The 23,275-nt window shown below is 46.3% G+C and carries 22 protein-coding genes; 6 read left to right on the top strand and 16 right to left on the bottom strand.

The window, feature by feature from the left end; all coding sequences use genetic code 11:
* Positions 1–4 precede the first annotated feature (4 nt).
* A complete protein-coding gene (gene frr, locus GC130_RS08835; RefSeq protein WP_151997923.1) occupies positions 5–568 on the top strand; it encodes a ribosome recycling factor in 564 nt (187 codons plus the stop codon).
* Between the two features lie 63 nt (positions 569–631).
* On the opposite strand, the gene nadD is transcribed toward frr, so the two are convergent.
* The 6 genes from nadD to GC130_RS08810 form a co-directional block, all read right to left on the bottom strand.
* Positions 632–1,204: a nicotinate (nicotinamide) nucleotide adenylyltransferase gene (gene nadD / locus GC130_RS08830; RefSeq protein ID WP_151998054.1), complete on the bottom strand. Its 573-nt coding sequence runs from the start codon at positions 1,202–1,204 to the stop codon at positions 632–634.
* A 61-nt stretch (positions 1,205–1,265) separates the two neighbouring features.
* Positions 1,266–1,826, bottom strand: a complete 561-nt coding sequence (gene gmk, locus GC130_RS08825; protein ID WP_151997922.1) for a guanylate kinase — start codon at positions 1,824–1,826, stop codon at positions 1,266–1,268.
* A complete protein-coding gene (locus GC130_RS29220; RefSeq protein ID WP_339787116.1) occupies positions 1,826–2,095 on the bottom strand; it encodes a zf-HC2 domain-containing protein in 270 nt (89 codons plus the stop codon). The genes gmk and GC130_RS29220 overlap by 1 nt, the downstream gene beginning before the upstream one ends.
* Before the next feature lie 37 nt (positions 2,096–2,132).
* Positions 2,133–2,711, bottom strand: coding sequence for a sigma-70 family RNA polymerase sigma factor (locus tag GC130_RS08820; protein WP_151998053.1), 579 nt, complete (start codon positions 2,709–2,711; stop codon positions 2,133–2,135).
* A 225-nt stretch (positions 2,712–2,936) separates the two neighbouring features.
* The gene (gene ahcY, locus GC130_RS08815; RefSeq protein WP_151997921.1) at positions 2,937–4,244 is read right to left on the bottom strand and encodes an adenosylhomocysteinase; all 1,308 of its coding nucleotides are present in this window, start codon (positions 4,242–4,244) and stop codon (positions 2,937–2,939) included.
* 85 nt (positions 4,245–4,329) lie between these two features.
* Complete coding sequence (locus tag GC130_RS08810; protein WP_193217813.1) at positions 4,330–5,091, bottom strand: biotin--[acetyl-CoA-carboxylase] ligase; 762 nt, start codon at positions 5,089–5,091, stop codon at positions 4,330–4,332.
* Positions 5,092–5,131: 40 nt separating this feature from the next.
* Between GC130_RS08810 and rsfS the strand changes: the two genes are divergently transcribed.
* From rsfS to GC130_RS08790, 4 genes are all read left to right on the top strand, one after another.
* Positions 5,132–5,524: a ribosome silencing factor gene (gene rsfS / locus GC130_RS08805; protein WP_226940416.1), complete on the top strand. Its 393-nt coding sequence runs from the start codon at positions 5,132–5,134 to the stop codon at positions 5,522–5,524.
* Between the two features lie 67 nt (positions 5,525–5,591).
* Positions 5,592–7,688, top strand: coding sequence for an ATP-dependent zinc metalloprotease FtsH (gene ftsH / locus GC130_RS08800; protein WP_151997918.1), 2,097 nt, complete (start codon positions 5,592–5,594; stop codon positions 7,686–7,688).
* 65 nt (positions 7,689–7,753) lie between these two features.
* Positions 7,754–8,521, top strand: coding sequence for a UDP-2,3-diacylglucosamine diphosphatase (locus GC130_RS08795; RefSeq protein ID WP_151997917.1), 768 nt, complete (start codon positions 7,754–7,756; stop codon positions 8,519–8,521).
* Positions 8,514–9,302 carry a hypothetical protein gene (locus GC130_RS08790; protein ID WP_193217812.1) on the top strand — a complete coding sequence of 263 codons (789 nt, stop codon included), beginning with the start codon at positions 8,514–8,516 and terminating at the stop codon, positions 9,300–9,302. Before GC130_RS08795 ends, GC130_RS08790 begins: the two co-directional genes overlap by 8 nt.
* Positions 9,303–9,321: 19 nt before the next feature.
* On the opposite strand, the gene GC130_RS08785 is transcribed toward GC130_RS08790, so the two are convergent.
* The 6 genes from GC130_RS08785 to hutH all read right to left on the bottom strand — a co-directional run bounded on the left by GC130_RS08785 (position 9,322) and on the right by hutH (position 17,435).
* A complete protein-coding gene (locus GC130_RS08785; protein ID WP_193217811.1) occupies positions 9,322–10,662 on the bottom strand; it encodes a TolC family protein in 1,341 nt (446 codons plus the stop codon).
* Between the two features lie 269 nt (positions 10,663–10,931).
* Positions 10,932–11,147, bottom strand: coding sequence for a hypothetical protein (locus GC130_RS08780; protein WP_151997914.1), 216 nt, complete (start codon positions 11,145–11,147; stop codon positions 10,932–10,934).
* 548 nt (positions 11,148–11,695) lie between these two features.
* Positions 11,696–12,670 (bottom strand): formimidoylglutamase, encoded by a 975-nt coding sequence (gene hutG, locus GC130_RS08775; protein WP_151997913.1) that lies wholly within the window; start codon positions 12,668–12,670, stop codon positions 11,696–11,698.
* Between the two features lie 127 nt (positions 12,671–12,797).
* Positions 12,798–14,024 (bottom strand): imidazolonepropionase, encoded by a 1,227-nt coding sequence (gene hutI, locus GC130_RS08770; protein ID WP_151997912.1) that lies wholly within the window; start codon positions 14,022–14,024, stop codon positions 12,798–12,800.
* Between the two features lie 185 nt (positions 14,025–14,209).
* Positions 14,210–15,880, bottom strand: a complete 1,671-nt coding sequence (gene hutU / locus GC130_RS08765) for a urocanate hydratase (RefSeq protein WP_151997911.1) — start codon at positions 15,878–15,880, stop codon at positions 14,210–14,212.
* Positions 15,858–17,435, bottom strand: coding sequence for a histidine ammonia-lyase (gene hutH, locus GC130_RS08760; RefSeq protein ID WP_151997910.1), 1,578 nt, complete (start codon positions 17,433–17,435; stop codon positions 15,858–15,860). The genes hutU and hutH overlap by 23 nt, the downstream gene beginning before the upstream one ends.
* 138 nt (positions 17,436–17,573) lie before the next feature.
* On the opposite strand from hutH, the gene GC130_RS08755 reads away from it, so the two are divergent.
* Complete coding sequence (locus tag GC130_RS08755; protein ID WP_201568284.1) at positions 17,574–18,473, top strand: LysR family transcriptional regulator; 900 nt, start codon at positions 17,574–17,576, stop codon at positions 18,471–18,473.
* 237 nt (positions 18,474–18,710) lie between these two features.
* Here the strand turns inward: GC130_RS08755 and GC130_RS08750 are convergent, their stop codons facing one another.
* From GC130_RS08750 to GC130_RS08735, 4 genes are all read right to left on the bottom strand, one after another.
* Entirely contained in the window at positions 18,711–21,710 is a 3,000-nt protein-coding gene (locus GC130_RS08750) for a tetratricopeptide repeat protein (protein WP_151997909.1), read from the bottom strand.
* A 1-nt stretch (position 21,711) separates the two neighbouring features.
* Positions 21,712–21,999 carry an Asp-tRNA(Asn)/Glu-tRNA(Gln) amidotransferase subunit GatC gene (gene gatC / locus GC130_RS08745; RefSeq protein ID WP_151997908.1) on the bottom strand — a complete coding sequence of 96 codons (288 nt, stop codon included), beginning with the start codon at positions 21,997–21,999 and terminating at the stop codon, positions 21,712–21,714.
* Entirely contained in the window at positions 21,996–22,751 is a 756-nt protein-coding gene (locus GC130_RS08740; RefSeq protein WP_151997907.1) for a 1-acyl-sn-glycerol-3-phosphate acyltransferase, read from the bottom strand. The genes gatC and GC130_RS08740 overlap by 4 nt, the downstream gene beginning before the upstream one ends.
* A 70-nt stretch (positions 22,752–22,821) precedes the next feature.
* Positions 22,822–23,247 (bottom strand): 3-hydroxyacyl-ACP dehydratase FabZ family protein, encoded by a 426-nt coding sequence (locus GC130_RS08735; RefSeq protein WP_151997906.1) that lies wholly within the window; start codon positions 23,245–23,247, stop codon positions 22,822–22,824.
* Positions 23,248–23,275 lie beyond the last annotated feature (28 nt).

Below are 23,275 nucleotides of genomic sequence, written 5' to 3'. Positions count from 1 at the left end.
AAGAATGAACGAGGAGATACAACTATTTCTAGAGGAAGCAAAAGATTTGATGGACAAGGCGATTGTCCATTTTTCGGCAGAGCTTGCAAAAATAAGGGCTGGAAAAGCGATGCCCAACATGCTTGATGGTATCATGGTCGATTACTATGGCGCCATGACTCCCATACAGCAAGTTGCCTCTGTTAATACGCCCGATGCCAGAACACTTGCCATTAAGCCCTGGGAAAAGAACATGATCTCAGAAATTGAAAAATCGATCATCAATAGCGACCTGGGCCTAAACCCCCAAAACAACGGGGAGATGGTAATGATCAACGTTCCGCCCTTAACAGAGGAAAGAAGAAAAAACCTTGTCAAACAAGTAAAAGCGGAGGCAGAAACTGCCAAAGTGAGTGTGAGAAATATCAGGAAGGATGCCAACGAATCGATCAGAAAGCTGATGAAAGAGGGGGCTGCTGAAGACGATGTGAAAAGGGCTGAGGATGAAGTGCAAAAGCTTACCGATTCGCACTCAGTAAAAATCGACAAACTTGTAGATGCCAAAGAGGTGGAGATCATGACGGTGTAGCACCGCCCGACAATACTCAATCATTGGGGAGCTGTGGTATTCAAACACAGCTCTTTTTTTGCATTATAAATAAAGTTTCTTCCGTCCTATCATTTCATTCACGCTGTCCGGGATCAGGTACTTGACAGACTTGCCCATTTTTATTTGTTTCCGAATAAATGTGGCCGATATGTCTAGCAAAGGAGCATCAACAATTTTTACGTTTGGGTGATCTCTAAGCTCGGACGGATTCGACTGGGGCCGTGGGTACACAAGCAGCCCGTGGTTTTCTAAAATGACATTAAAGTTTTTCCATTTAGGAAAAGAGGTGAGGTTGTCCTCCCCTATTATCAGCTTGAATTTATGCTGCGGGTGCTTGTCCGTTAAATATGCAAGGGTATCCACCGTATAGCTGGGTTTGGGCATGTGAAACTCAACATCAGTAACTTTGAAATGATAATTGTCGTGAATAGCGGCCTGCACCAGGTTGAACCTGTCAAACTCATGCTCCAGGTTGCTTCGTCTCTTCAATGGGTTCTGAGGGCTTACAACAAACCACACCTCTTCAATTTCGGTATTCTCCAACATAGTGTTGGCAATAATGAGGTGCCCAACATGGATAGGATTAAATGAACCAAAATAGAGACCGATATCCAATAGATTGATGTTTTGTTCCTGGCAGTACCTCGTCACACGCCAGCGAAGGTGATTCGAAAGGCTAAGCTAAAAAATCTTTCACAATTTGTAGAGACATGTCTTTCGCCTTCTGCAAGTCGTCATTGAGCACTGTCACGTCCAGTCGTTTTTCGAAGGTCATTTCATATTTAGCCTTCTGAAGGCGTTTTTCGAGTGTGTCTGCAGTTTCAGTATCACGCTTTTGAAGTCTTTCCTGAAGTGTGTTCAAATCAGGCACTCTGACAAATACCGCCAGGGCATCGTCTCCAAAGTATTTCTTAAGGTTCAGCGCACCGTGCACTTCCACATCAAAAATCACATCTTTGCCCAAAGCCCATATCCTGTCAATCTCTTCCTTGAGTGTGCCGTAAAAGGATCCATTGTAAACCTCTTCCCATTCTACAAATTCGTCCCTTTCTATCTTACTCTGGAAATCACTAAACGAGAGGAAGTAATAGTCTTTTCCATTCACCTCATGGTTTCGAGGCTTCCTTGTTGTGGCCGAAATGGAAAAGGCAAGAGAAGGAATATGATCTAAAAGATGTTTTACCAGTGTTGTTTTACCAGAACCTGACGGAGCAGTAAAAATAATTGCTTTGCGCATTAACCTTCAGGGGCAAGAGAAACAGAAATTTTCGATTTTATTGAATTGAGCAAATCTGCAGGGACTTCACGCTTTTCAAGCTTAGTACGCAAAATGTTTCGAATCTCCGTTTCAACTTTATAGTTTTTCAAACAGGGCAGGCAACTGTCGAGGTGACTCCGCAAATAGTCTTCCTGAGTTGGCGATGCCTCATTATCAAGTAGCAGATGCAAAATTTCAATACATTTCACTGACTCCTTGCAGCCTTCCTTTGCAGAACTTTGTTCCATTCTCTGTCAATTTCAATCACGAAAATTACGAAAAAAATTATTTGTAGCCCATTGTCTGAGCATATGATTTTAGCTTCTCCTTGAGTAGATTTCTAGCTCTGTGCAATCTCGATCTCACGGTACCTATTGGAATGTCGAGAATCTTCGCCATCTCTTCGTAGGTAAAACCTTCCAGGTCACAAAGTATGATTACTGTTCTGAAATCGACATCCAGCGCATTCAGCGCATTGGAGACTTCATCACCAATCATGTTTTGCAAAGCGTCTACTCTCAGGTCGACCGTTATATGTTCATCAACATCATCTGAGTTGTAATAAGTTTCAACTTCCTGATAGTCAACTTTCGCAGGCTCCTTGCTTTTCTTCCTGAAGTCGTTGATGAAGCTATTCTTCAAGATTCGGAACAACCACGCCTTGGCGTTGGTTCCTTCCTGAAATGAATCTATAAATCGAAATGCTTTGAAATAAGTTTCCTGCACAAGATCCTTTGCCTCATCGTCGTCAAAAGTAAGACGATAAGCAAAATTGTACATCGAGTCAATATGCGGCAAAAATTCCCCGTTGAAGATCTTCATCTTCTTTGAGTCACTATAGCTGTGCCGCTTTGGCCCTTCCATGGTTTCTGTTACGGTTGTTGACATGTCAATGAATTCAGCAAATTCCTTGCCCAACTGGCGGGCTATTTAGAATCAATCTCTTTTTACATAATACGACAAATCACCCGGGTTTGTTAACCAGCCCAATTTGCGAAATACGGACTGTTTTCGCCTACTTTCGTTCAATATAATAAAAAAAGGCCCTTTTGGGGGCCTTTTCTCTGTCATGAAATTATGTCAGTAATTTTAGTAACGGTAATAATCAGGCTTGTATGGGCCTTCAAGAGAAACGCCGATGTACTCTGCCTGATCTGGGCTAAGTGTGTCAAGCTCGCAGCCAATCTTGGCCAGGTGCAGTCTCGCCACCTTCTCGTCGAGGTGCTTCGGCAATGTGTACACTGCATTTTCGTACTTGTCGGTGTTTGTCCAAAGCTCCAATTGCGCCAACACCTGATTGGTAAAGCTATTTGACATTACAAAAGATGGGTGCCCAGTGGCACAGCCAAGGTTTACCAACCGGCCTTCGGCCAACACAAGTATTTCTGATCCTTCGATATTGTAAAGATCTACCTGCGGCTTGATGACAACTTTAGTCTGACCGTAGTTCCCATTTAACCATGCCATATCAATTTCATTGTCAAAGTGGCCAATGTTACAAACAATAGCCTTGTCCTTCATGCTTCTGAAGTGCTCTTCTTTGATGATGTCCTTGTTGCCTGTAGCGGTTACAATGATATCAGCTTCTTTAACGGCAGTAGCCATTTTCTTCACTTCGTATCCTTCCATCGCCGCCTGCAAAGCGCAGATAGGGTCGATCTCAGACACAATCACCCTCACACCACAGCTCTTAAGCGACTCAGCAGAACCTTTTCCTACGTCACCAAATCCAGCAACAACAGCTACTTTACCAGCCATCATTACGTCGGTAGCTCTGCGAATGGCATCCACCAACGACTCACGGCAACCATATTTATTGTCAAACTTAGACTTGGTCACAGAGTCGTTCACGTTGATTGCAGGCATGGGCAAGGTGCCCTTTTTCATTCTCTCGTACAAGCGGTGAACACCTGTGGTAGTTTCCTCAGAAAGACCTTTAATGCCAGTTACCATCTCAGGGTATTTATCCAATACCATATTAGTAAGGTCTCCGCCATCGTCAAGGATCATATTGAGAGGCTTCCTGTCCTCACCGAAAAATAGTGTCTGCTCGATACACCAGTCAAACTCTTCGGCATTCATGCCTTTCCATGCAAACACCGGGATGCCAGCCTCGGCAATTGCAGCTGCGGCATGATCCTGTGTAGAAAATATATTGCAAGAAGACCAGGTAACATCTGCACCCAGTTCAACCAGCGTTTCAATAAGAACGGCTGTTTGAATGGTCATATGCAAACAACCTGCAATACGGGCTCCTTTAAGAGGCTTGGAAACGCCATATTCTTCCCGAAGTGCCATCAAACCAGGCATTTCGGCTTCTGCCAGACGGATTTCTTTCCTGCCCCAATCGGCCAGTGAAATGTCTTTTACTTTGTAATTAAGACTTGTTTCAATCATTTTATGATAATATTGATTTATAAATCGATACAAAAGTAGCGCATAACTTTTTGTAAGCCAAACGGAAGAAGTTTTTAAGAAGTAGTTACTCCCACAGAAACTCTATCTCTTTCAAGTCATACTCCTTCACTCCCTCTCCCCGCTCAACCCTAAGCTTTCCAAGCGCCGAAACTCCAAGAATTTCTGCTTCAAACGTTTCCTCTTTGTCACGATACAATCTTCGTTCTCCCCACCCAATCATAGACTTCAAATAGTCTGACTGTAGTTTCTCAGAAGCACCACCTTTGAGCTGAAGATATAAAGACTCAATATTCCGGGACAACTTCTCCAGCACAAGCTCCTTGTCCAGGTCGTTTCCCATTTCAAGCGCCATTGAGGTTGCTTTCTCTGAGGTAAATCCCAATTGATTCACGTTTAAGCCTACTCCCACAACTGAAGTTTCGATCATGCTTCCTTTCAGCGTGCTTTCAATCAGGATGCCGGTAATCTTCTTGTTGCCTGCATATATATCGTTGGGCCATTTGACTTTTACATTCTCAAGTCCAAATTCGCTTAGCGTCTTTTTAACTGCAATTGACACAATGATGTTTAAAAAAAACTGCTGCGAGGGTTTTAAGAAAGTGGGCTTTAGCACCACAGACATCATGATATTTTTACCTGGCTCCGATTCCCAGGTGTTGCCTCTTTGGCCCCGGCCTGCCAATTGCTCGTCGGCGATCACAACTGTACCTTCGTTGACATGCTCAATTTCGGCCAATTGTGTAGCTACAGAGTTGGTTGAGTGACATTTTGGCAGGTAAACCACCTTTTTGCCTATAAAGAGATTTTTGGAGAAAATTTTGTGCAATCTTTTTTCGTAGTTTTGTAGACAAAGTAAAATGTTTTGAATGACAGTAAAAAAGGGCAAAATGTCAGTTGAACCTAAAACGGTTGAACTCAACGATTTGGTGGTGCAGGGAATGGCAGAAAAGAAAGCCCACGACATAGTAGTTTTGGATTTGAGAAATGTAAAAAATGCGGTAGCTGATTATTTCATTATCTGTTCTGGCAACTCGGACACTCAAATAGATGCCATTTGTGATTCTGTAGAAGAATTCGTTTATAAAGCTTCAAAACAGTCCCCCTGGAAAAAAGAAGGCAAGCAAAACAAGGAGTGGATCCTTTTGGATTACATAGATGTGGTAGCCCACATATTCAAAAAAGATAAGCGTGATTTCTATTCGCTGGAAGAGCTTTGGGGAGATGCGGTGATCACTCCGGTGGAAAGCTCGCACAACTAAGGAACATTAGCGATAGAAAAGCGTTTTATCAATCTGTACAATGATTTAGATTTAGAAAGATTAAAGAATGGCAAATCAAGATAGACCGAGGAAAAACCTGATTCCAAAGCCTCCCCAGAGACCCAATTATCAAATTTGGGTGATTCTAACTCTTCTGGCGGTAGTGCTGGGAATTACTTATTTCAACAATAGTTCTTCATCAGTAACCATTTCGCAAAAGAGGTTTGAGCAAATGCTGCTTAGCAATGATGTGAAAGGAGTCGTGCTGTTAAGAACGCAAAACCTTGTTGAGGTAACACTAAAGGAAGAAGCACTCAATAACAGTAAGTACAAAGTAGAGTTGGAGCAGAGAAATCCTTTCTCGCTCAGCCAGGGACCACACTACAAATTCAAGATCATTTCGGCCGACAACTTCGATGAGAAGTTTAGGGAGATTGAGAAAGGGTTGCCTGACAACCAGAGAATTGAGTACAAAATAGAGGAAGGATCTGACATCACCAACATTTTCTTTAACTGGGGTTTCTTGTTCCTGATCCTGTTCGGTTTCTGGTTCTTGATGCGCCGGATGACAGGCGGCGGCGGACCGGGCGGACAAATATTCAATATTGGAAAGTCAAGAGCCGCACTGTTTGATGCTGAAAATAAGGTGAAGATCACCTTTGTGGATGTGGCAGGACTTGACGAGGCCAAGGAAGAAGTAAAAGAGATCGTAGACTTTCTTAAGAACCCAGCCAAGTTTACTAAGCTGGGCGGTAAAATACCAAAGGGTGCTTTGCTGGTAGGCCCTCCGGGCACAGGTAAAACACTTTTGGCGAAAGCGGTAGCTGGTGAAGCTGCTGTGCCTTTCTTCTCACTTTCGGGTTCCGACTTTGTGGAAATGTTTGTGGGTGTAGGTGCTGCAAGAGTACGTGACCTATTCAAGCAAGCCAAAGAAAAAGCACCATGTATCGTGTTTATAGATGAGATTGACGCTATTGGTCGGTCAAGAGGCAGAGGCCAGGTGCCTGGCTCCAATGATGAAAGAGAGAATACGCTGAACTCGCTGCTGGTTGAAATGGATGGCTTTGCTACCGACTCGGGTGTGATCATCCTGGCGGCTACTAACCGTCCTGACGTGCTTGACAGTGCACTGCTTAGACCGGGCCGGTTTGACCGCCAAATCAGTATTGATAAGCCAGATGTAATTGGCAGAGAGGCTATTTTCAAAGTGCATTTGAAGCCTATTAAGATGTCGAAAGACGTGGACGTGAAAAAACTGGCTGCACAAACTCCGGGCTTTGCCGGTGCTGAAATTGCCAACGTGTGCAACGAGGCCGCACTTATCGCAGCCAGAAGGGACAAAGAGGCCGTTGACATGCAGGACTTTCAGGATGCCATTGACAGAGTTATTGGTGGTCTGGAGAAAAAGACAAAAATCATTTCGCCCGAAGAGAAGAAAATTGTTGCCTACCACGAAGCTGGTCACGCAGTAGCGGGTTGGTTCCTTGAGCACGCCGATCCTTTGGTGAAAGTATCCATTGTTCCCCGTGGTATTGCTGCGCTCGGGTATGCTCAGTACTTGCCAAAGGAGCAGTTTTTGTATCAAACTGAGCAGTTGCTGGATGAAATGAGTATGGCTCTGGGTGGTCGTGCCGCTGAGGAGATTATTTTTGGTAAAATATCGACAGGCGCTCTAAGCGACTTGGAGAGGGTAACCAAGATGGCCTACAGCATTGTGACGATCTATGGCATGAATGATAAAATTGGCAACGTGTCTTTCTATGACTCAAAGCAGTCAGAATATGCCTTCAATAAGCCCTATTCGGAATCAACTGCTGAAACCATAGACTCAGAAGTGAGAAGCATAATTTCTACTGCCTATGAGCGCACTAAGAAAATGCTAACCAAGCATAAGAAAGAGCTTGAGGTTATAGCCAAAGAGCTTCTGGAGAAGGAAATCATTTTCCAGAATGATTTGGAAAGACTGATAGGCAAGCGTCCTTTTGAAAAGCAAACGACTTACCAGGCTTTTACGAATAACACTACCAACGGAGAAACAGTAGAAGCGCTGACCGAAGAAGCAGAAAAAACAGATGACGAAGTTGAAGCTTTGAAAAAATCGGTAGCAGAGGAAGTTACAAATGAAGAGACCTCAGACGTAGTTGAGGATACAACCAAAAAGTAATCTTCAATAAATAATATTTGATTCAAAGATCAGGTTAACGCCTGATCTTTTTATTTTGTACCCATATGCAGTTTGACAACGGTACCCTCCCGGATGGGAAATTGATCTATTTTGCGAGTGATTTTCACCTTGGGGCTCCCAACCAAACAAAGAGCCGGGAAAGGGAGAACAAAGTGGTAAAATGGCTGGGAAGTATCGAAGACTCTGCCGCCGCCATCTTTCTTGTTGGCGATATTTTTGATTTCTGGTTTGAGTACAACCATGTAATCCCCAAAGGCTTTGCCCGGTTTCAGGGAAAAATTGCTGAGCTGGTCGATAAGGACATTCCAGTCATCTTTTTCTCAGGCAACCACGATATGTGGATGGCCAGCTACTTTACCGAAGAGTTTGGAATACCCGTGTACCATGAAAACAAGAGCTACGTCGTCAATAGTGTAAAGCTGCTGGTGGGTCACGGCGATGGTCTTGGGCCTGGCGACTATCGATATAAATTTCTTAAGAAGATTTTCAGGAACAAGCTTTGCCAGTGGGCATTCAAATGGCTGCACCCCAATGTGGGAATGGCCATCGCTCACAAATGGTCGAGCAACAGCAGGATCAGCAACCTGAAGTACGACGAGGCCTTTCTGGGGGATGACGAATGGCTTTGGACATATTGCAAAGAAGCTGAAGCCAAAGAGCACCACGACTATTATATTTTTGGGCACAGGCACCTTCCGCTTGACCTGGAAGTTGGGAAGAGCAGCAGATACATTAACTTAGGAGAGTGGATCAACCACTGTACTTATGCGGTATTTGACGGGAAAAAAGTTGAGCTCAAAAGGTTTGAATAAGACTGCTGTCTCATGTCTGGCTCTACTCTTATCTGGTTTCTTATGCCGGGCCCAGCCAGTGGTGGAAAAAAATGTGCCCGGGCCAGTTGTTACCGCTCAGTCGGTTGACAGAAGAGGCGACTTCTATCTTGCTTTCACGAACGGTACGGTGGCCAAATACGACACCACAGGCAGACAGATTGTGAACTACTCTCCCAGGAGGCTGGGGCAGGTCACGCTAGTCGATCCCTGGAACCCGCTGAAGACCTTTCTGTTTTACGAAGAGTTTCAATCTATCGTCATACTCGACAGGTTTATGTCGCCTACTACTGAGTATGACCTCACTGGCAAGTCTCAGAGCTTTATACGGCTCGCCTGCCCCTCTCAAGACAACTCGTTCTGGCTGGTTGATGAATCGTACAACGGTCTGATTAAATTTGACCCCATTGATCAAAAAATCCAGTCGAAAATCCCTTTCAATGCATCAATACCTGTTGATGGTAAGATTCTTTTCATCAGGGAATATCAGAATGTGCTGTTTGCTTCTCTGGACAGCGGGGGCATTGTTTATTTTGACAACCTCGGAACTTATCAGGGTATCATCGACAGTCCGCCTTGCGACTTCTTTTGTTTTTCGAAGAATCAGCTCTACCTGACAAGTAGCGGCAGTGTTTTTATCCAGGATCTATACAGTAGCGAGAAAAACGAAATCAGTTTACCTGACACGTATTTAAATGCCCTGCTGACTGGTCATCGTGTGGTTGGGACAAAAAAAGAAGGAGGCTTTGACCTCCTTCGTTAATACCAGTTATAGGGATGAATTATTCTGTAGTGGATGACATACCCCTGAACAAGTCAAGAATTTTATTCCTAAACGCTATGCTATACTTCGCATTTATCAACGTAATCTCTGCATTGTTTTTATTGTTCAGGCTTTCTAGGTATGTATAGAAATCTGTCGCACCAGTATCGAATCGGGTTTGAACGAAATTGAATGTCTGCTCCTGTGCTTCGAAGTTTTCCAAAGCGGATTCATAGGAGGTAATGGATGAAACTAAATCCAGATAGTCCCTCTGAATTCTATTTGTTATATCCAAAATTGCCTGCTTGTAGTTCAGTTCAGCGTTAAACATCCCCACTTTTGCTTGTGCAACCTGGTTCTTAACCAAAAAGTTGTTGAAAATTGGCACACTTATCTGGAATCCATAGTAATTGTTTGTAAAGGTCTTGTACTGAGAGAACAACTCTCCATCATTGTTGGTCGAGTATCGAGTGCCGATTCCGGCGCCAATACCAACGGAAGGATAGTAACTGGTGCGGCTCACCTTCAAGGCATTTTTAGCCGCTTGCATGGTATAAAAAGAGCTCTTGACATTGTAAGAGTTCTCTAAAACTTCCGCCATTACTTGCTGAAATGGTTCCACCTGAGTATCCTCCGCAGAAACCTGCACTTCGATATCCTGAAGCACATAGTTCTCAGGATCATTTAGTTGTAACGTTTGAATCAGCGCTAGAAAATCACTTTTGTACTGGTTTTCGAGGCCCACAAGCGTTAGCTTCTGGTTTGCAACCTGGGATCTGAAGTTGTACACATTCTCCAAGCTGGCTACACCGACAGATTCACGCTTTTCTTCACGCTCAAGCTGCGATTGAAGCAGTTCAAGCCTGCGTTCGGAGTTTTTGATATTTTCTCTATCAAGTGAAACATTAAGAAACCTTAACAAGACATTGGCTCTTACGATTAATTCAGAGTACCTAAGAGCGTAAACAGACGACTCCAGCTCATTCTCCCTTCTATGCAACAAATGATGATTGTAGAAAGCGCTAAACAAGTTCATATTGGAACTTAAAGTAGGGCTTGACTGCTCAAAAGTTGTCGTTACGAACTGGCCGGAGTTATTGTCAAAGTTAGTTCCATTAGAAACAGTATAGCCAATAGAGCCATTAAGATTCGGGAGAAAATTCATCACTGCTTGCCGCTTGTTTGACACGGCTGCAATTACGTTGTTTTGCGCCCTCTTCAAATCTATATTATTCTGAAGCGCCAGCTCCATAGCCCTTTCTAGAGTGAGAACTTCGGGTTCGGCTTGCGAAAAGGCCGGGCTCACCAATATTGAAAATAAGGGCACAAACAAAAGACACCACACATTCACTTTTCTCATTATAAACATATCCATTTTTTCAAGTCCATCTCCTATTTACCAATGAATATGCCACTTATTTAATCATTTGATTATCAGTTAATTAAAGTTGTTCTTTTTTAAAAAATGTGTACGGATACGATACAGTTGTGTTCAGATTTGAACCTGAGTTAGCCGAAGGACGGTCGAGATTTTAGAACATGGTATTTCCGAAAGTAAAAGAGCGAAAAAAAGGCCACCTTTTGGGCAGCCTCTTCAATAATCAGGGTGTAATTTAAGTAGAAAAGGTATTATCCTAGTCTTTTTGAGTAGATGTAGTTGATCTTTTCTTCTACCATCTCCGTTACTTTCTCTTTGCTGAGCTTAGATTTTTTACTCAACTGCTCAACAAACTCGTCCATTGTAATGTCGTGAAGGTTCAGGTCACTCATTTTTATGTTGGCGAAAGTATCTTTCAATTCAGTTTCAAGATCTGCTACAACTGTGTGATTAAGGTGTCGTTCCATATCAATCAATATTTGGGTTAATTCCTATTTCCTCATCAATTATAAGCAGAAGGATTATTATTTCATACAACGGCCTGTTAATCAGTATTTTACAAACAGCCCTTCCCTTGGTTATTTTTTAACCCAAAAAGAGAGGATTTGCAGAAATCAAAATTTTAGTGGGTTGAAATATGCCCGAGTGGTTTGGCGGTGGAATAAATCACGAGGATAGTAAGGGTCAAAAACAGCCGAAAAAAAACTTTTTTTGGGTGTGAAAAAATTTCATTTCTTCAGAGAAATTTAAAATTCCCTCAGTTTGGGGGATTACAAACCTCGAAAGCCTAACCATCTTGCTCTCGGTTTTCGATTGATTGTGACCTTCCCTCAACACACACTTAGGTAGTAGAATCCTCTTCACAGTGTTAGGGAAGGTTCTTTTTTTGCTCCATAAAGTCTCAAAGAAACAAAAAGATGAAAATGAACCTGGCGGTACTAGTACAGCATTGAGGAACAGTGAGCAATTTGGCAGAGGGACGCCACTAAGTCGCCAAGGCACTAAGAAGGGATCGCTACTTTGTAGGTTTTAGTTCGCTCACGATCCGAAATACCAGGTTGGCCGCTAGTTTCGCTGTTCTGTTATCCTGATCGAAGGCCGGGTTCATTTCTGCAACGTCGCAGGTGAGTACTTTACCAGTGCTCATAATGATGCGCACCAACTCTGCTACCTGCTGTGGTGCCAGCCCCATCACAGCCGGAGCACTTACCCCAGGCGCAAATGCGCCATCCATTACGTCGAGGCATATGGTGAGGTAGATATGGTCGAGGGGCTTGGTGAACTTATGAATCACCTTTTCTATCTCTGCTGTGGAAAGCTGAAAGAGCGTTCCTGCCTCCAGGTATTTCACTTTCTTCTGGTGGGCAGTCTTGTAAAGGGCAGCGGTATTGCCAGAGGGTTGAATACCGAGGCACATATAGTCGAAAGGTTTTCCTTCCTGCCCCAGGAAATTAGCAATCTGCAAAAATGGCGTGCCTGATGTGGGTGCATGTGGGTCGTTTCGCAAATCGAAATGCGCATCGAGATTGATGATGCCGATCTTCTTATCGGGACAATGGGCAAATGCTCCCAGAAAATGCCCGTAGGCGATTTCATGCCCACCTCCCAGTAGAATAGGGAAATAGCCAGTGTCTAGTAATGTTGCCACTTTTTGCCCTAATAGCTTTTGAACCGTTTCCAGGTTGCCGTTTGGACAGAGGACATCACCAGCATCGAAAAGGGAAACAGATGGTTGACTATGCCATGGCAAATTAGCTGCCATTTTTCTGATTGTATAGGGCCCTTCAGAAGCCCCTCTCCTGCCAAAGTTCTTTCTTACGCCCTCGTCGGAACAAAAGCCGAGCAGCGCAAATTTCTTTTCACCTGCAACCGACGCAATAGGCCTCGACAGATCGAGCATTTGAATGACATGGTGCCAGCGAGCTCCGTCTGGCCCATCGTATTTGTCAGTTCTTCCTCGCCAAATGTTTCTATCAGGTGATCTGTACATGCCATTCAATCCGAAAGTCAATCGTTTTTTCTGTGGGGCGAAGTTAAAAGATTTAATGAAGGCTTCGATACTGAATATGGTAAGGGATTAAGCAAATAATGTAAATGGGTGGTTGATCGGTAAGCATTTAGTCAACTAGTCGCCCATTTTTCCATACTGCCACTGGCTTCACTTTTCCCTGGTGATATAGCACCTCCCGGTAGTCCCCTGTTTCAAAAGCAATAAAATCCGCCAAATTACCATGCACAAGGGTTCCTCTGTCGTCCAAATCAAGGGCTTTCGCTGCCCGGAAGGTAATACCAGCCCAGGTTTCAGCCATGGAAAGTTTTTGTGAAGCTCCAAGCACAGCCGCTTGCATGAGCAGATCGCCCATAGGAGCGCTGCCGGGGTTCCAGTCGGTGGCGATGGCGAGGCAGCCTCCGTAGTCGAGCAGTTTTCTGGCAGGAGCAAATGGCAAGCCCAAGCCCATAGAAGCTCCTGGCAAAACCACGCCAATGGTGTCGCTCCCGGCCAGGTACTTGATATCTGCATCGGTGGAGGCTTCGAGGTGGTCGGCGCTGAGAGCGCCCATGTCTACTGCCAGTTTACTGCCGCCAGAGCTGAACTGGTCGGCGTGCACAGTCAGTTGGAAGCCCATTTCCCTTGCCCTTGTTAGGTACTTTCTGCTTAGTGCGACATCGAAGGCTCCTTCTTCCACGAAAATATCGACCCTGTTGGAAAGGCCTTCCTGTTTTACCTGCGGCAATAGGTCATTCATCAGGAAATCAAGGTATTCGTCAGCCTTGTCAAATTCACCTGGCTTGACATGAGCTGCCAGACAAGTTGGGATAAGGTCGAGCAAATATTCCTTTGACGTGCGACTGATGGCTTCCAGCATCTTAAGCTCGTCGGCCAGATTGAGGCCGTAGCCACTTTTCACTTCAATGGTTGTCACACCTTCGGTGAGGTGCCGTGTGGCCCGTCCGGCAACCAGTTCTTCTAATTCTGTCAGAGTAGCTGCTCTCGTCTTTTGCACTGTGTCATGGATACCACCTCCGCCTTTGAGTATCTCCTGATAGCCTGCACCTCCCACCTTCAGCTGGTAGTCTTTTGCCCGTGAGCCCGCAAAGCAGATATGGGTATGGCAGTCGATGAGGCCGGGAAGAGCCACATAGTCGCCTTCCATTTCGAAAACATTCTTGTGCCTTTCAGTACCTTCTTCGAAATTGACCACTTCTACAATCCGATCGCCTTGGAGCACGATACCCGCATTGTGTACGATTTGGAGTTGGTCGTCAGTCAATGGCCCTTTGGTTGGCAGGTTGGCCATGGTGACGACTTGTTTGAAAGGGCCGATGAGTTGAGGGGTGTGCATTTTTATGCTGAAATATGTCTTTCCGGTAATTAGCCGCTTTGTCATCATTTTTGCGAAAAGGCAAAAATGCCGCCAAAGCTCTATTCTATTTGCTTATAGCGATGGGTTTAAACCCATCGCTACGAGAAAGCCGCCCCTACAGGGCTAGCATGTTCTCCTAAATTTAACCTTTACGGTACTACAAACTAGAATTTTAAATGGTGAGTAGCTGCGACGTCGCTGGCTGGTTCATAACCGGCGTCCATGTGGCGGAAGACGCCCATGGCCGGGTCGTTGAAGAGCACACGGCGAAGGCATCTTTCGGCTCGCTCTGTGCCATCGGCCAATACCACCATGCCAGCATGCTGCGAATAGCCCATGCCCACACCGCCACCGTGGTGGAAAGAAACCCACGTGGCACCGCCTGCTGTATTGCCCATGAGGTTAAGCAATGGCCAATCGGACACAGCATCCGATCCGTCGAGCATGCCCTCGGTTTCCCTGTTGGGCGACGCCACGGAGCCGCAGTCGAGGTGGTCACGCCCAATGACGATTGGAGCTTTTACTTTACCTGTTTTCACCAGGTCGTTGAAGATCAACCCAGCCTTTTCCCGCTCTCCCATGCCCAGCCAGCAAATACGGCAGGGCAGCCCCTGAAAGGCTATTTTCTCTCTGGCTTGCTGCAACCAGTTGATGAGGTGGGCATTTTCCGGAAAAGCTTCCATCAAAGCCTTGTCGGTGGTGTAAATATCTTCGGGGTCGCCAGAAAGGGCAGCCCAACGGAAAGGGCCTTTGCCTTCACAAAACAGTGGGCGAATATAAGCAGGCACAAACCCGGGAAAATCAAAAGCGTTGGCCTCGCCGCCCTGCCGGGCGAATTCCCGAAGGTTGTTGCCATAGTCAAATACCTGGCTTCCATGTTTCTTCATTTCGAGCATAAAGCCAACGTGGCGAGCCATGCTTTTCAGCGACCGCTCCTTGTATTTGACGGGGTTTTTCATGCGCAGGATCTCCGCATCAGTCAGCGATAGTCCATTGGGTACATAGCCAAAAACTGGATCGTGGGCAGATGTTTGGTCGGTCACCACATCGGGCGTGATATTGTCTTTCAAAAGCCTTTCCAGCACATCGCCAATGTCGCCCACCAAACCGACCGAGATGCTTTCCTTCTTTCCTTTGGCTTCCAGCACCCATCTCACCGCTTCTTCATAGGAGTCGGTCATTTTATCAATGTATCGGGTGTGCAGGCGCTTTTTGATTCTTTCGGGGTCAATATCGACACCCAGGAAAGTAGCCCCTGCCATGGTCGCTGCCAACGGCTGAGCACCTCCCATTCCTCCAAGGCCACCTGAAACCAGCAGTTTCCCTCTGAGGCTGCCTCCAAAGTGCTGCTTCCCGCATTCAACAAAGGTTTCGTAGGTTCCCTGAAGGATGCCCTGAGAACCTATATAAATCCAGCTTCCGGCGGTCATTTGGCCATACATCATCAGCCCCCGCTCCTTCAATTCCTGGAAGTGTTCCCAGTTGGCCCAGGCAGGCACCAAATTGGAGTTGGCGATCAGCACTCTTGGAGCTTCTGGATGCGTTCGAAGCACACCGACTGGCTTGCCAGATTGGATAAGCAGGCTGTGCTCGTCGTCGAGCTGCAGGAGCATCTCAATGATTTTTTTCGCTGCCTCCACATTTCTGGCCGCCTGACCAGTGCCGCCGTACACTACCAGCTCAGCTGGATTTTCAGCCACTTCAGCGTCGAGGTTATTGAGGAACATGCGCAATGGCGCTTCAGTTTGCCACGACCTGGCGTTCAGGGTTGAGCCAGTGGGCGCTTTGTAGCTTGGGTGGCTGGCGTAAGTATCAAGAAAGGCTGAAAGATTCATACAGGTCTCCTTTTAAGTTGATATTGTTTGATTGGGCAACCTCAAGTGCGGCACTGGTGAGTTCCCCCGATGCAACTATCTCCCTTGCTACAGCGATGTCATCGCCAAATATCCTGTCTTCCTCTGCGTGGTCTATTTTTTGTCGCACCAGCTCATGACAGGCGTCCAGGATCACCCCCGACTTCATCGGCTTGCGGTAGTCGAAAGCTTGTGCGGCACATAACAACTCTACGGCCAGAATATTTTCGAGGTTATCAAGCACGGTATTCAGTTTTCTGCCGCTGATGGAGCCCATGCTGACATGGTCCTCCTGACCGAGCGACGTAGGAATGCTGTCGGCGCTGGCAGGGAAACAAAGGTTTTTGTTTTCGCTCACCAGGGCAGCAGACGTGTACTGGGGAATCATGAAACCGGAATTGATGCCGGTATTGCGCATAAGCAATTTGGGCAGGCCTTCGACATCACCCTCCAGCAACTGGTAAGTACGTCGGTCGGAGATACTACCAATTTCGGCGGCAGCCAGTGTAGCGTAATCTAGTGGCATGGCCAGCAGCTGCCCATGGAAGTTGCCTCCGCTGATGGTTTTGTCTGCACTAAAGATGACGGGATTGTCGGTAACGCTGTTGATTTCTATTTCTGTCAGCTCTTTCAAGTGAAGCCATGCGTTGCGGGATGCACCATGCACCTGTGGCATGCAGCGGAAGCTGTACGGATCCTGCACACGGCCACAATTGGCATGTGAAGCGACCATTTCGGAGTTTTGCAGCATTATTCTGAGCCTGTGTGCTACGTGCATTGACCCCTGGAAGGCCCGAAGTTGGTGCAGTGACGGATCGAACGGGCTGGCCGATCCGAGGACTCCTTCGAGGCTCATGGCACCAATGATGTCAGCTGTTTCCAGTAAATTATGAAGGCGGTGCAAACCGAGCACCGCATAGGAGGCAATGAACTGTGTGCCATTGATGAGGGCCAGGCCTTCTTTTGCGCCCAGCTGGATAGGCTCAATGCCTTCTTTTTGGAAGATGATTCCAGTTTCAACCCAGTTGCTTCCGTCCCACACCTTGCCAAGGCCAATTAAGGGAAGGAACATGTGCGCTAACGGTGCCAAATCTCCTGATGCTCCTACCGAACCCTGAGACGGCACATAGGGCAGATAACCACTCGTAAGATGCCAGATTATTCGCTCAAGTACTTCCACAGAAATACCAGAGTATCCCTGACTTAAGGACTGCAATTTGGTAATGAGCATCAGCCGGACAATGTCCAGAGGAACAGGGGGCCCTACGCCGACACTATGGCTTCTTAGAATGTTATCCTGAAGTTTCCGGGTGTCGCTGGCGGCTATCTGGGTATTGCACAAAGGCCCAAAGCCGGTATTGATGCCATATACAACCTTATTGCTTTCTACAATTTGGTCAACATAACTTCGGCTCTGTTCAATTTTTTCTCTGGCGGCTCTGGCGATCTCAACACCGACTTCCTGCTGGCACACCCTCATGAGAAGACCGACAGACAGCCGGTCTTCTCCAGGGTGAAAATTCACTGACGTGGGCATAATTTGGGTTAAAGTTGCCTATTCGGAACGAACTGACCCCTAGACCTATGAAAATCAATCAGTTCTAACCGACGTAAGCATTTCTCAAATCTACTCACTACCTTTAATTACTAAAAATACCTTTTATATCAACAACTAATGCCTATAAGTAATCAGTTAGAGCTTCGCCATTTTAAGTACTTTTTGGAGGTGGCAGAGGAGCTTCATTTCAGGAAAGCGGCCGAAAAACTGTTTATCACCCAGCCGGGGCTCAGCCGCCAGATACAGCAGCTGGAAGAAGAGCTGGATGTAAAACTGTTTGTAAGAAACAAGAGAAACGTAGCACTGACGGCACCGGGAAAATATCTTCAACAGGAGCTCAAGGGCGTTATCAACAACCTCGACTTCATAGTCAAGCAGCTCAAAATGATTGAGGCTGGAGACGACGGTGAGGTAAGGATTGGCTTTGTTGGGTCGGCTATGCAAAGAGTCATTCCAAAGGTATTGCTGGAGATTAACAAGCAGTACCCTTCGATACATACCACACTGACAGAAATGGCTAACCAGGAACAACTGGAAGGGCTCATGCACGATAAACTGGATATCGGTTTTGTGAGGTTGGAACATGCACCCAAGGAGATGCAATTGGTGACAGTTTTTGAGGATACTTTTTCGCTGGTGCTCCCTCAGGATCACCCAATGAATGAAGACAACTTTGTGGATTTGCATCAGCTAAAGGAAGAAAACTTTATCCTGTTTTCGAGCGACTATAGCGTCGATTATTTTAATCAGTTCATGAATATATTTGAAGCCAGTGGCTTTCGTCCGAAGGTTTCACATCGCTCTGTGCACGCCAGTACAATCTTCAGGCTTGTAGAGAATAACCTTGGGATTGCCATAGTACCCACTACCCTGAAAGATGGCTTCAGCCTGAAAGTGAAGTTTATTGAGTTGAAAAACGGGAAGCAAACGGCCCGGTTGTCAGCGATGTGGAAAAAGGAGAACGAGAATCCGGCACTGAGGAAGTTTTTGGAGGTGATGTTGGGGGAACACCGGTAACCACTTGTCTTTTTAATTGAGATGCCTGCCTTCGCAGGCATGACATTCCTAAATAGCAATCAATGAAATTTCCAGCGCAAGGTTGAAACCCAGCGCTAAAAACAATAGAATTGATGGAGATTGGATGGCTTGGAACGCAACGAAAATGCGTCGGGTTGAAACCCAACGCTAAAGAAAATCGCCCCGATGGGGCTTTGAAATGCGTTGAACCAGATTTTATTTCGTAATTGGTGTGCTTCAGTCGAAATTCCAGCTTTCACGTTCGGCTTCGATTTTGGCTACTTTCTCTGCGTATTCTCTTTCGAAAGCTTTGTATTCTTCTGATGGAAGCAGGTCGAGGAGTTGGATCACACCATTTTCAGCATAGTTTTGGAAACCCATGTCGAGTGCCAGCCAAATATATTTCTTGATGACATCGGGGTTATATGGATTGGCTTCAATGCTGGCCACGAGCACATCGTAGGCCGCTTCGTCCTCCTTCATTTCCCGCAGAAAATCGGCGGCAGCCATAGCGAGGGCCGCATTGAAGGGGTTACTTACAATTGCCTCCTTCAAGGCAGTCGCATCGTTCACTTTCACCGCCTGAGCAGCTTTTGCCCACACCTGGCCATACTTTGGAGGCAGGCTATTGATCAAATCAATATCATCTAGCTTTGGCAGCCCACCCTCTTTAATCGCCAGTTCCAATTCTAAAATCGTCATTTCGGGCTGTGCCCAGTCATTCAGCAATGGATTGTCTATCAGCTGCTGTGCGGCTTGTGTGTTTCCGGCGTTAAAATAAGCCTGTGCGAGGCAAACCAAGGCTGCCTTCTTCATGCTTTCGCTTTCGAAAGCGGCTAGAACATCGTCCTGCTGCGGTTCATTTAATCGCAGTCCGAACCAACGAAAGTACTGGTATCGTTGTTGGTCAGTTGTCAGATCACTCAAATCCGTTGTCTCCGACAATTTGAGCATAGAGTCAGCAAGTGTTGATGTGCCCTCATGGGTTTCCAACAAAATCCACTTCAAAGTGGCCTGCTGCCAATTTCCAGCTTCAGATAATGCAATCGCCTGGTTGATATCAGCATCAGGATAGTTTTCAGCCGAGGCACTTTCAAAATACTCAGCTGCTTTCATTGCTGCCCCCTGATCAAGCGCCATCACGCTCATTAAATGGAAGCAATAGCCCCGATAGGTGGGGAAGGTTTGCTGCACCCGGTTGAGGATCTGAATGGCTTGGGAAGCCCTGCCGCCATAATAAAGGTGAAATGCATGCGCAATGGACAAAGGGCCGTAAAAGCCCGCATTGGAAGACGCCTCCACCATAGCAGGTAGTCTGCCGGTCAGTTTTCCTTCCGTCTGCCCAAGATCTACCAATGCAGCATTGTAAACAAAAGGGAACGTGAAGCCAGATAGTGTCGAGTCGGGTAGAAAGGGCTCTACTACTTCTGGCAGTTCTTTCGTGCCATTTTTTGCTGTAGCTGCCAATGCATTGGTCAGGAATCCAAAAGGTAGCTTGTCTTTCACTACCTCCTCTATTTCATCGGTGCTAATTTGCTGACCAGCCTTGAACGACACATATCCAAGATTAGCGTTGGCGGCACGTCGGGAAAACTCTTCTCCCAGCCCTTGCTTCAGATAAAATGCTGCAGAGTCAAGAATATTGGTCGAAGAATAAAGCACGCCCAGGTTGTTGCCAATGTAGCCATTAGAAGGGAATTTGCTCTTCCCCTTCCGCAAAGTGAAAATACCTTTAAAGAATTGGTCGGTATTTTGATATTGGTTACTCAGGTTGACAAAAGCGTGGGGGGAAGGGTTCTTACTAGCTGCCAGATCAAACCTATACAGCGCTTCACCGAGCTTTTCTTTGCTGTTGGCGATGAAGCCTAGCTGATAGTTAGATTTGTGGTTTTGGTAACCATACAATGCCCCCTGAAGGTAGTACTGTTCGCTCAGCAACTGCTCATTTCGCACTTTGTACAAGTCACCCAATGAGTTGTAATACCCTGCAATTGACTGATTGAGTGCGACACGGTTGGACAGCAAAAACAAAGCGGTCACGGCGATGGTACCTGCCAGGCGGTAAGTTGGATAAGGCAGGGTACCTTCTTTGAACACCACCCTGTAAACTGCCAGGTTGCGCATGAGGGGAGTGACAAAATTGACAATAATGTAAAGGAGAAAAATGACTCCAAACCCCAGTTGACTGAAAAGAATAGCATCTTCAAACGCCTCCAGCACCGGGTCGTTGCCCTGCAACACTTGGTAGCCAATGGTAGTGAAGCTAATCCCGCACAAGGCGACGTAAAAAACAGCTGCGATAGGATAAAAAGGAGCTGTGCCTTCGTACCTGGCCTCCCTGGCTTTCAAACCCCAAAGACCTAAGACGGCTGCAAGGCCGAGCATCAAAAATTCGTTGAGATAGAGAATGTCCCAGGTGAGATAGCGGGCATTGTGCGCATAGGCCAGACCCACGTTGACGAGATAGAATATGCTGAATGTGAAAAAGTGCACCCAGTTTTTTGACCCCGCCTGCGCTTTACCGCTGGTGATCACTCGCAGGATGAAATAGACGACCTCGTGCCCTACCAATAAAGCAAACACAACGACAATAATTACAGGAGCTGTGAAATTGTATTGAGCAAGGGTATAAAAAGGCTGGTCAATTTGGGAGCCAAGGTAGATGACACCTGCAAGGAGTATGAATGCTCCTGAAAATGCAAAAAACCTTTTAAGCAGGGGAATATGGCTTTTGAAAGCATGGAAATAGTAGCTCAAGGGCAGAAAAAGCAGTATTCCAATCGCCAGAGGCTTGTAGTCGAACCAGCCGAAAAGAAGGAGCTGCTCCAGGCGCATCGAAATCAGCAGGGCTATGAAAACCACTGAAGCCACCATGTACCAAAACCTGGGGAGGTAAGTAGAAACGGCCAACAGAAGGCTGTAAAAAAGAGAGATGAGACCAAGATAAACGACACCGGCCCACGGGCGGATGATCCAGGTACTGCCCTCGAAATGCTGCTTGACCAGGTATACATCTGCTGGTATTTCCAGGTCGAAAAGGCCAACTGAAACACGATCCAACGCAAGCTTGACAGTCTCTGTTTCGGAGGTGAGGTACCAGTCAAGCACAAGGTGATGGCCAGCGATTTCGAAACCCAAAACGGTTAAAATGAGAAGGCTGGCGATGGCTGCCATGGCAACAAAAAGCCGCCTGAGTTCGAAAGGCCACTCCTTCCAGAAAGCCCGGCTTCCGTTCATATTATTCGATTACCTTAGGTACGATGAAGAACTTGTCGTCGTGCCGAGGGGCATTGGCTAGACCTTCCTCCCGTGGAAGTTCTTCCGTTACTTTGTCCTCTCTGAAGGCGTTCAATTCATAAGACATGCTCACAAGGGGATCCACATCCTTTGTGTCCAGCTCGTTGAGCTTTTCCACCCAGGTCAGTATTTCGCTCAGACTGTTGAGCATTTCCTTTTCGTTGGAAGGATCCAACTCAAGCCTGGCCAGGTGGGCCAGTTTGTGTAAAGTGTCTTTATCTATCTTCATGTAGTTTCTTTTGCAAATTCCTCAGGAAAACGACTCCTGAGTTCTTCATCTATCACCTTAAAACACTCATCCTTCAGTTCGTTCACCCTGTCGATTGTCATTCCTTTGGTGTCGATGGGCTCATGAAGCACAATTTTAGGGCGTTTGAAACGAATGACAAAACGATTATCGTCGGGTAAAATTATCCAATTGTATGGAATGGTCACTGGAACAATAGGAATTTGTTTCTCAATGGCCATGCGAAAGGCACCATCCTTGAATGGCGTCATCTTCGGCGAATGCAACACTTTGATACCTCCTTCAGGGAAAATGATCACAGATTTTCCTTCGTCCAAAGCAATGGCAGCTCTTTTGTACACCTCTGCCCTGCTTCTGGCCCTCTCTCTGTCGACCATGATGTGTAACTTCCTAAACATAAACCCGAACAGCGGCACTTTGGCAATGCTGCTTTTGCCTACGAAAACGCAAGGCGAATGCACAAACCCCATCACGGGTATGTCCAGGTATGAAAAATGGTTTGAGCAGAAGATGTAGTTTTGGCGGCCGTCCCGTTTGAAGCGCCACTCCTCACCAATAGGCAAGCCAATAAGGAAGAAGTACACAATCGCCCACCAGTAGTTTACTTTTAGCACTAGCCTGGAAGCAGGCGTGTAATAGATGCCCAATAGAAACCAGGGGAAAAGAATGAGAAAAGTAATAGTGAAAATCAGCAAAGCATAGCCTACGTACAGCCTGTTGAAGAATAGCTTCATGGGGTAAAAATAGGGATTGTTAGGAAATGGTGGCGGACAAATTCATGAATAGAAAAAGGCCGGCCTCGATTCACCCCATCCTCACGCACAGCCAGGTGGCTTCCAGAGCGGGCAGTTCGTTCACATAGGCCACGCCAGACTGCTTGATGAGCTTGTCGCTGATGCGAATATTTTTGATCACATATTTAACGGGCTGATCGTATTCCACTCCTTTGAAAAACTCTGCGTGTTCAATACTGGTCAGGGCAAACAGGCCGTCCATAATGCCCATCTGCTTGATGGCGGCTCCGCCACACTGCGCCATCGACTCAATCAGGATGGTGCCTGGCACGAAGTTGTGCTCCGGAAAGCTGCCCCTCAGCCATTGATTGGTTTCACTGTCGAAGGTCTTTATGGCTACGATTTCCTCTTTGTCGGAAGAAACAATCTCATCGACAAACAGGAAAGGAGTTCTGTGTGGCAGAAGCTCCTCTATGTTTTGTTCTTTGTTCGGCATTATTCAATTTCTCAGAAGAGGGGAATCC

The organism is Imperialibacter sp. EC-SDR9, from assembly GCF_902498805.1.
Classification (GTDB): Bacteria; Bacteroidota; Bacteroidia; order Cytophagales; family Cyclobacteriaceae; genus Imperialibacter.
The sequence above is the reverse complement of the archived record's forward strand: the minus strand, read 5'-3'. Positions and strand labels throughout refer to the sequence as shown.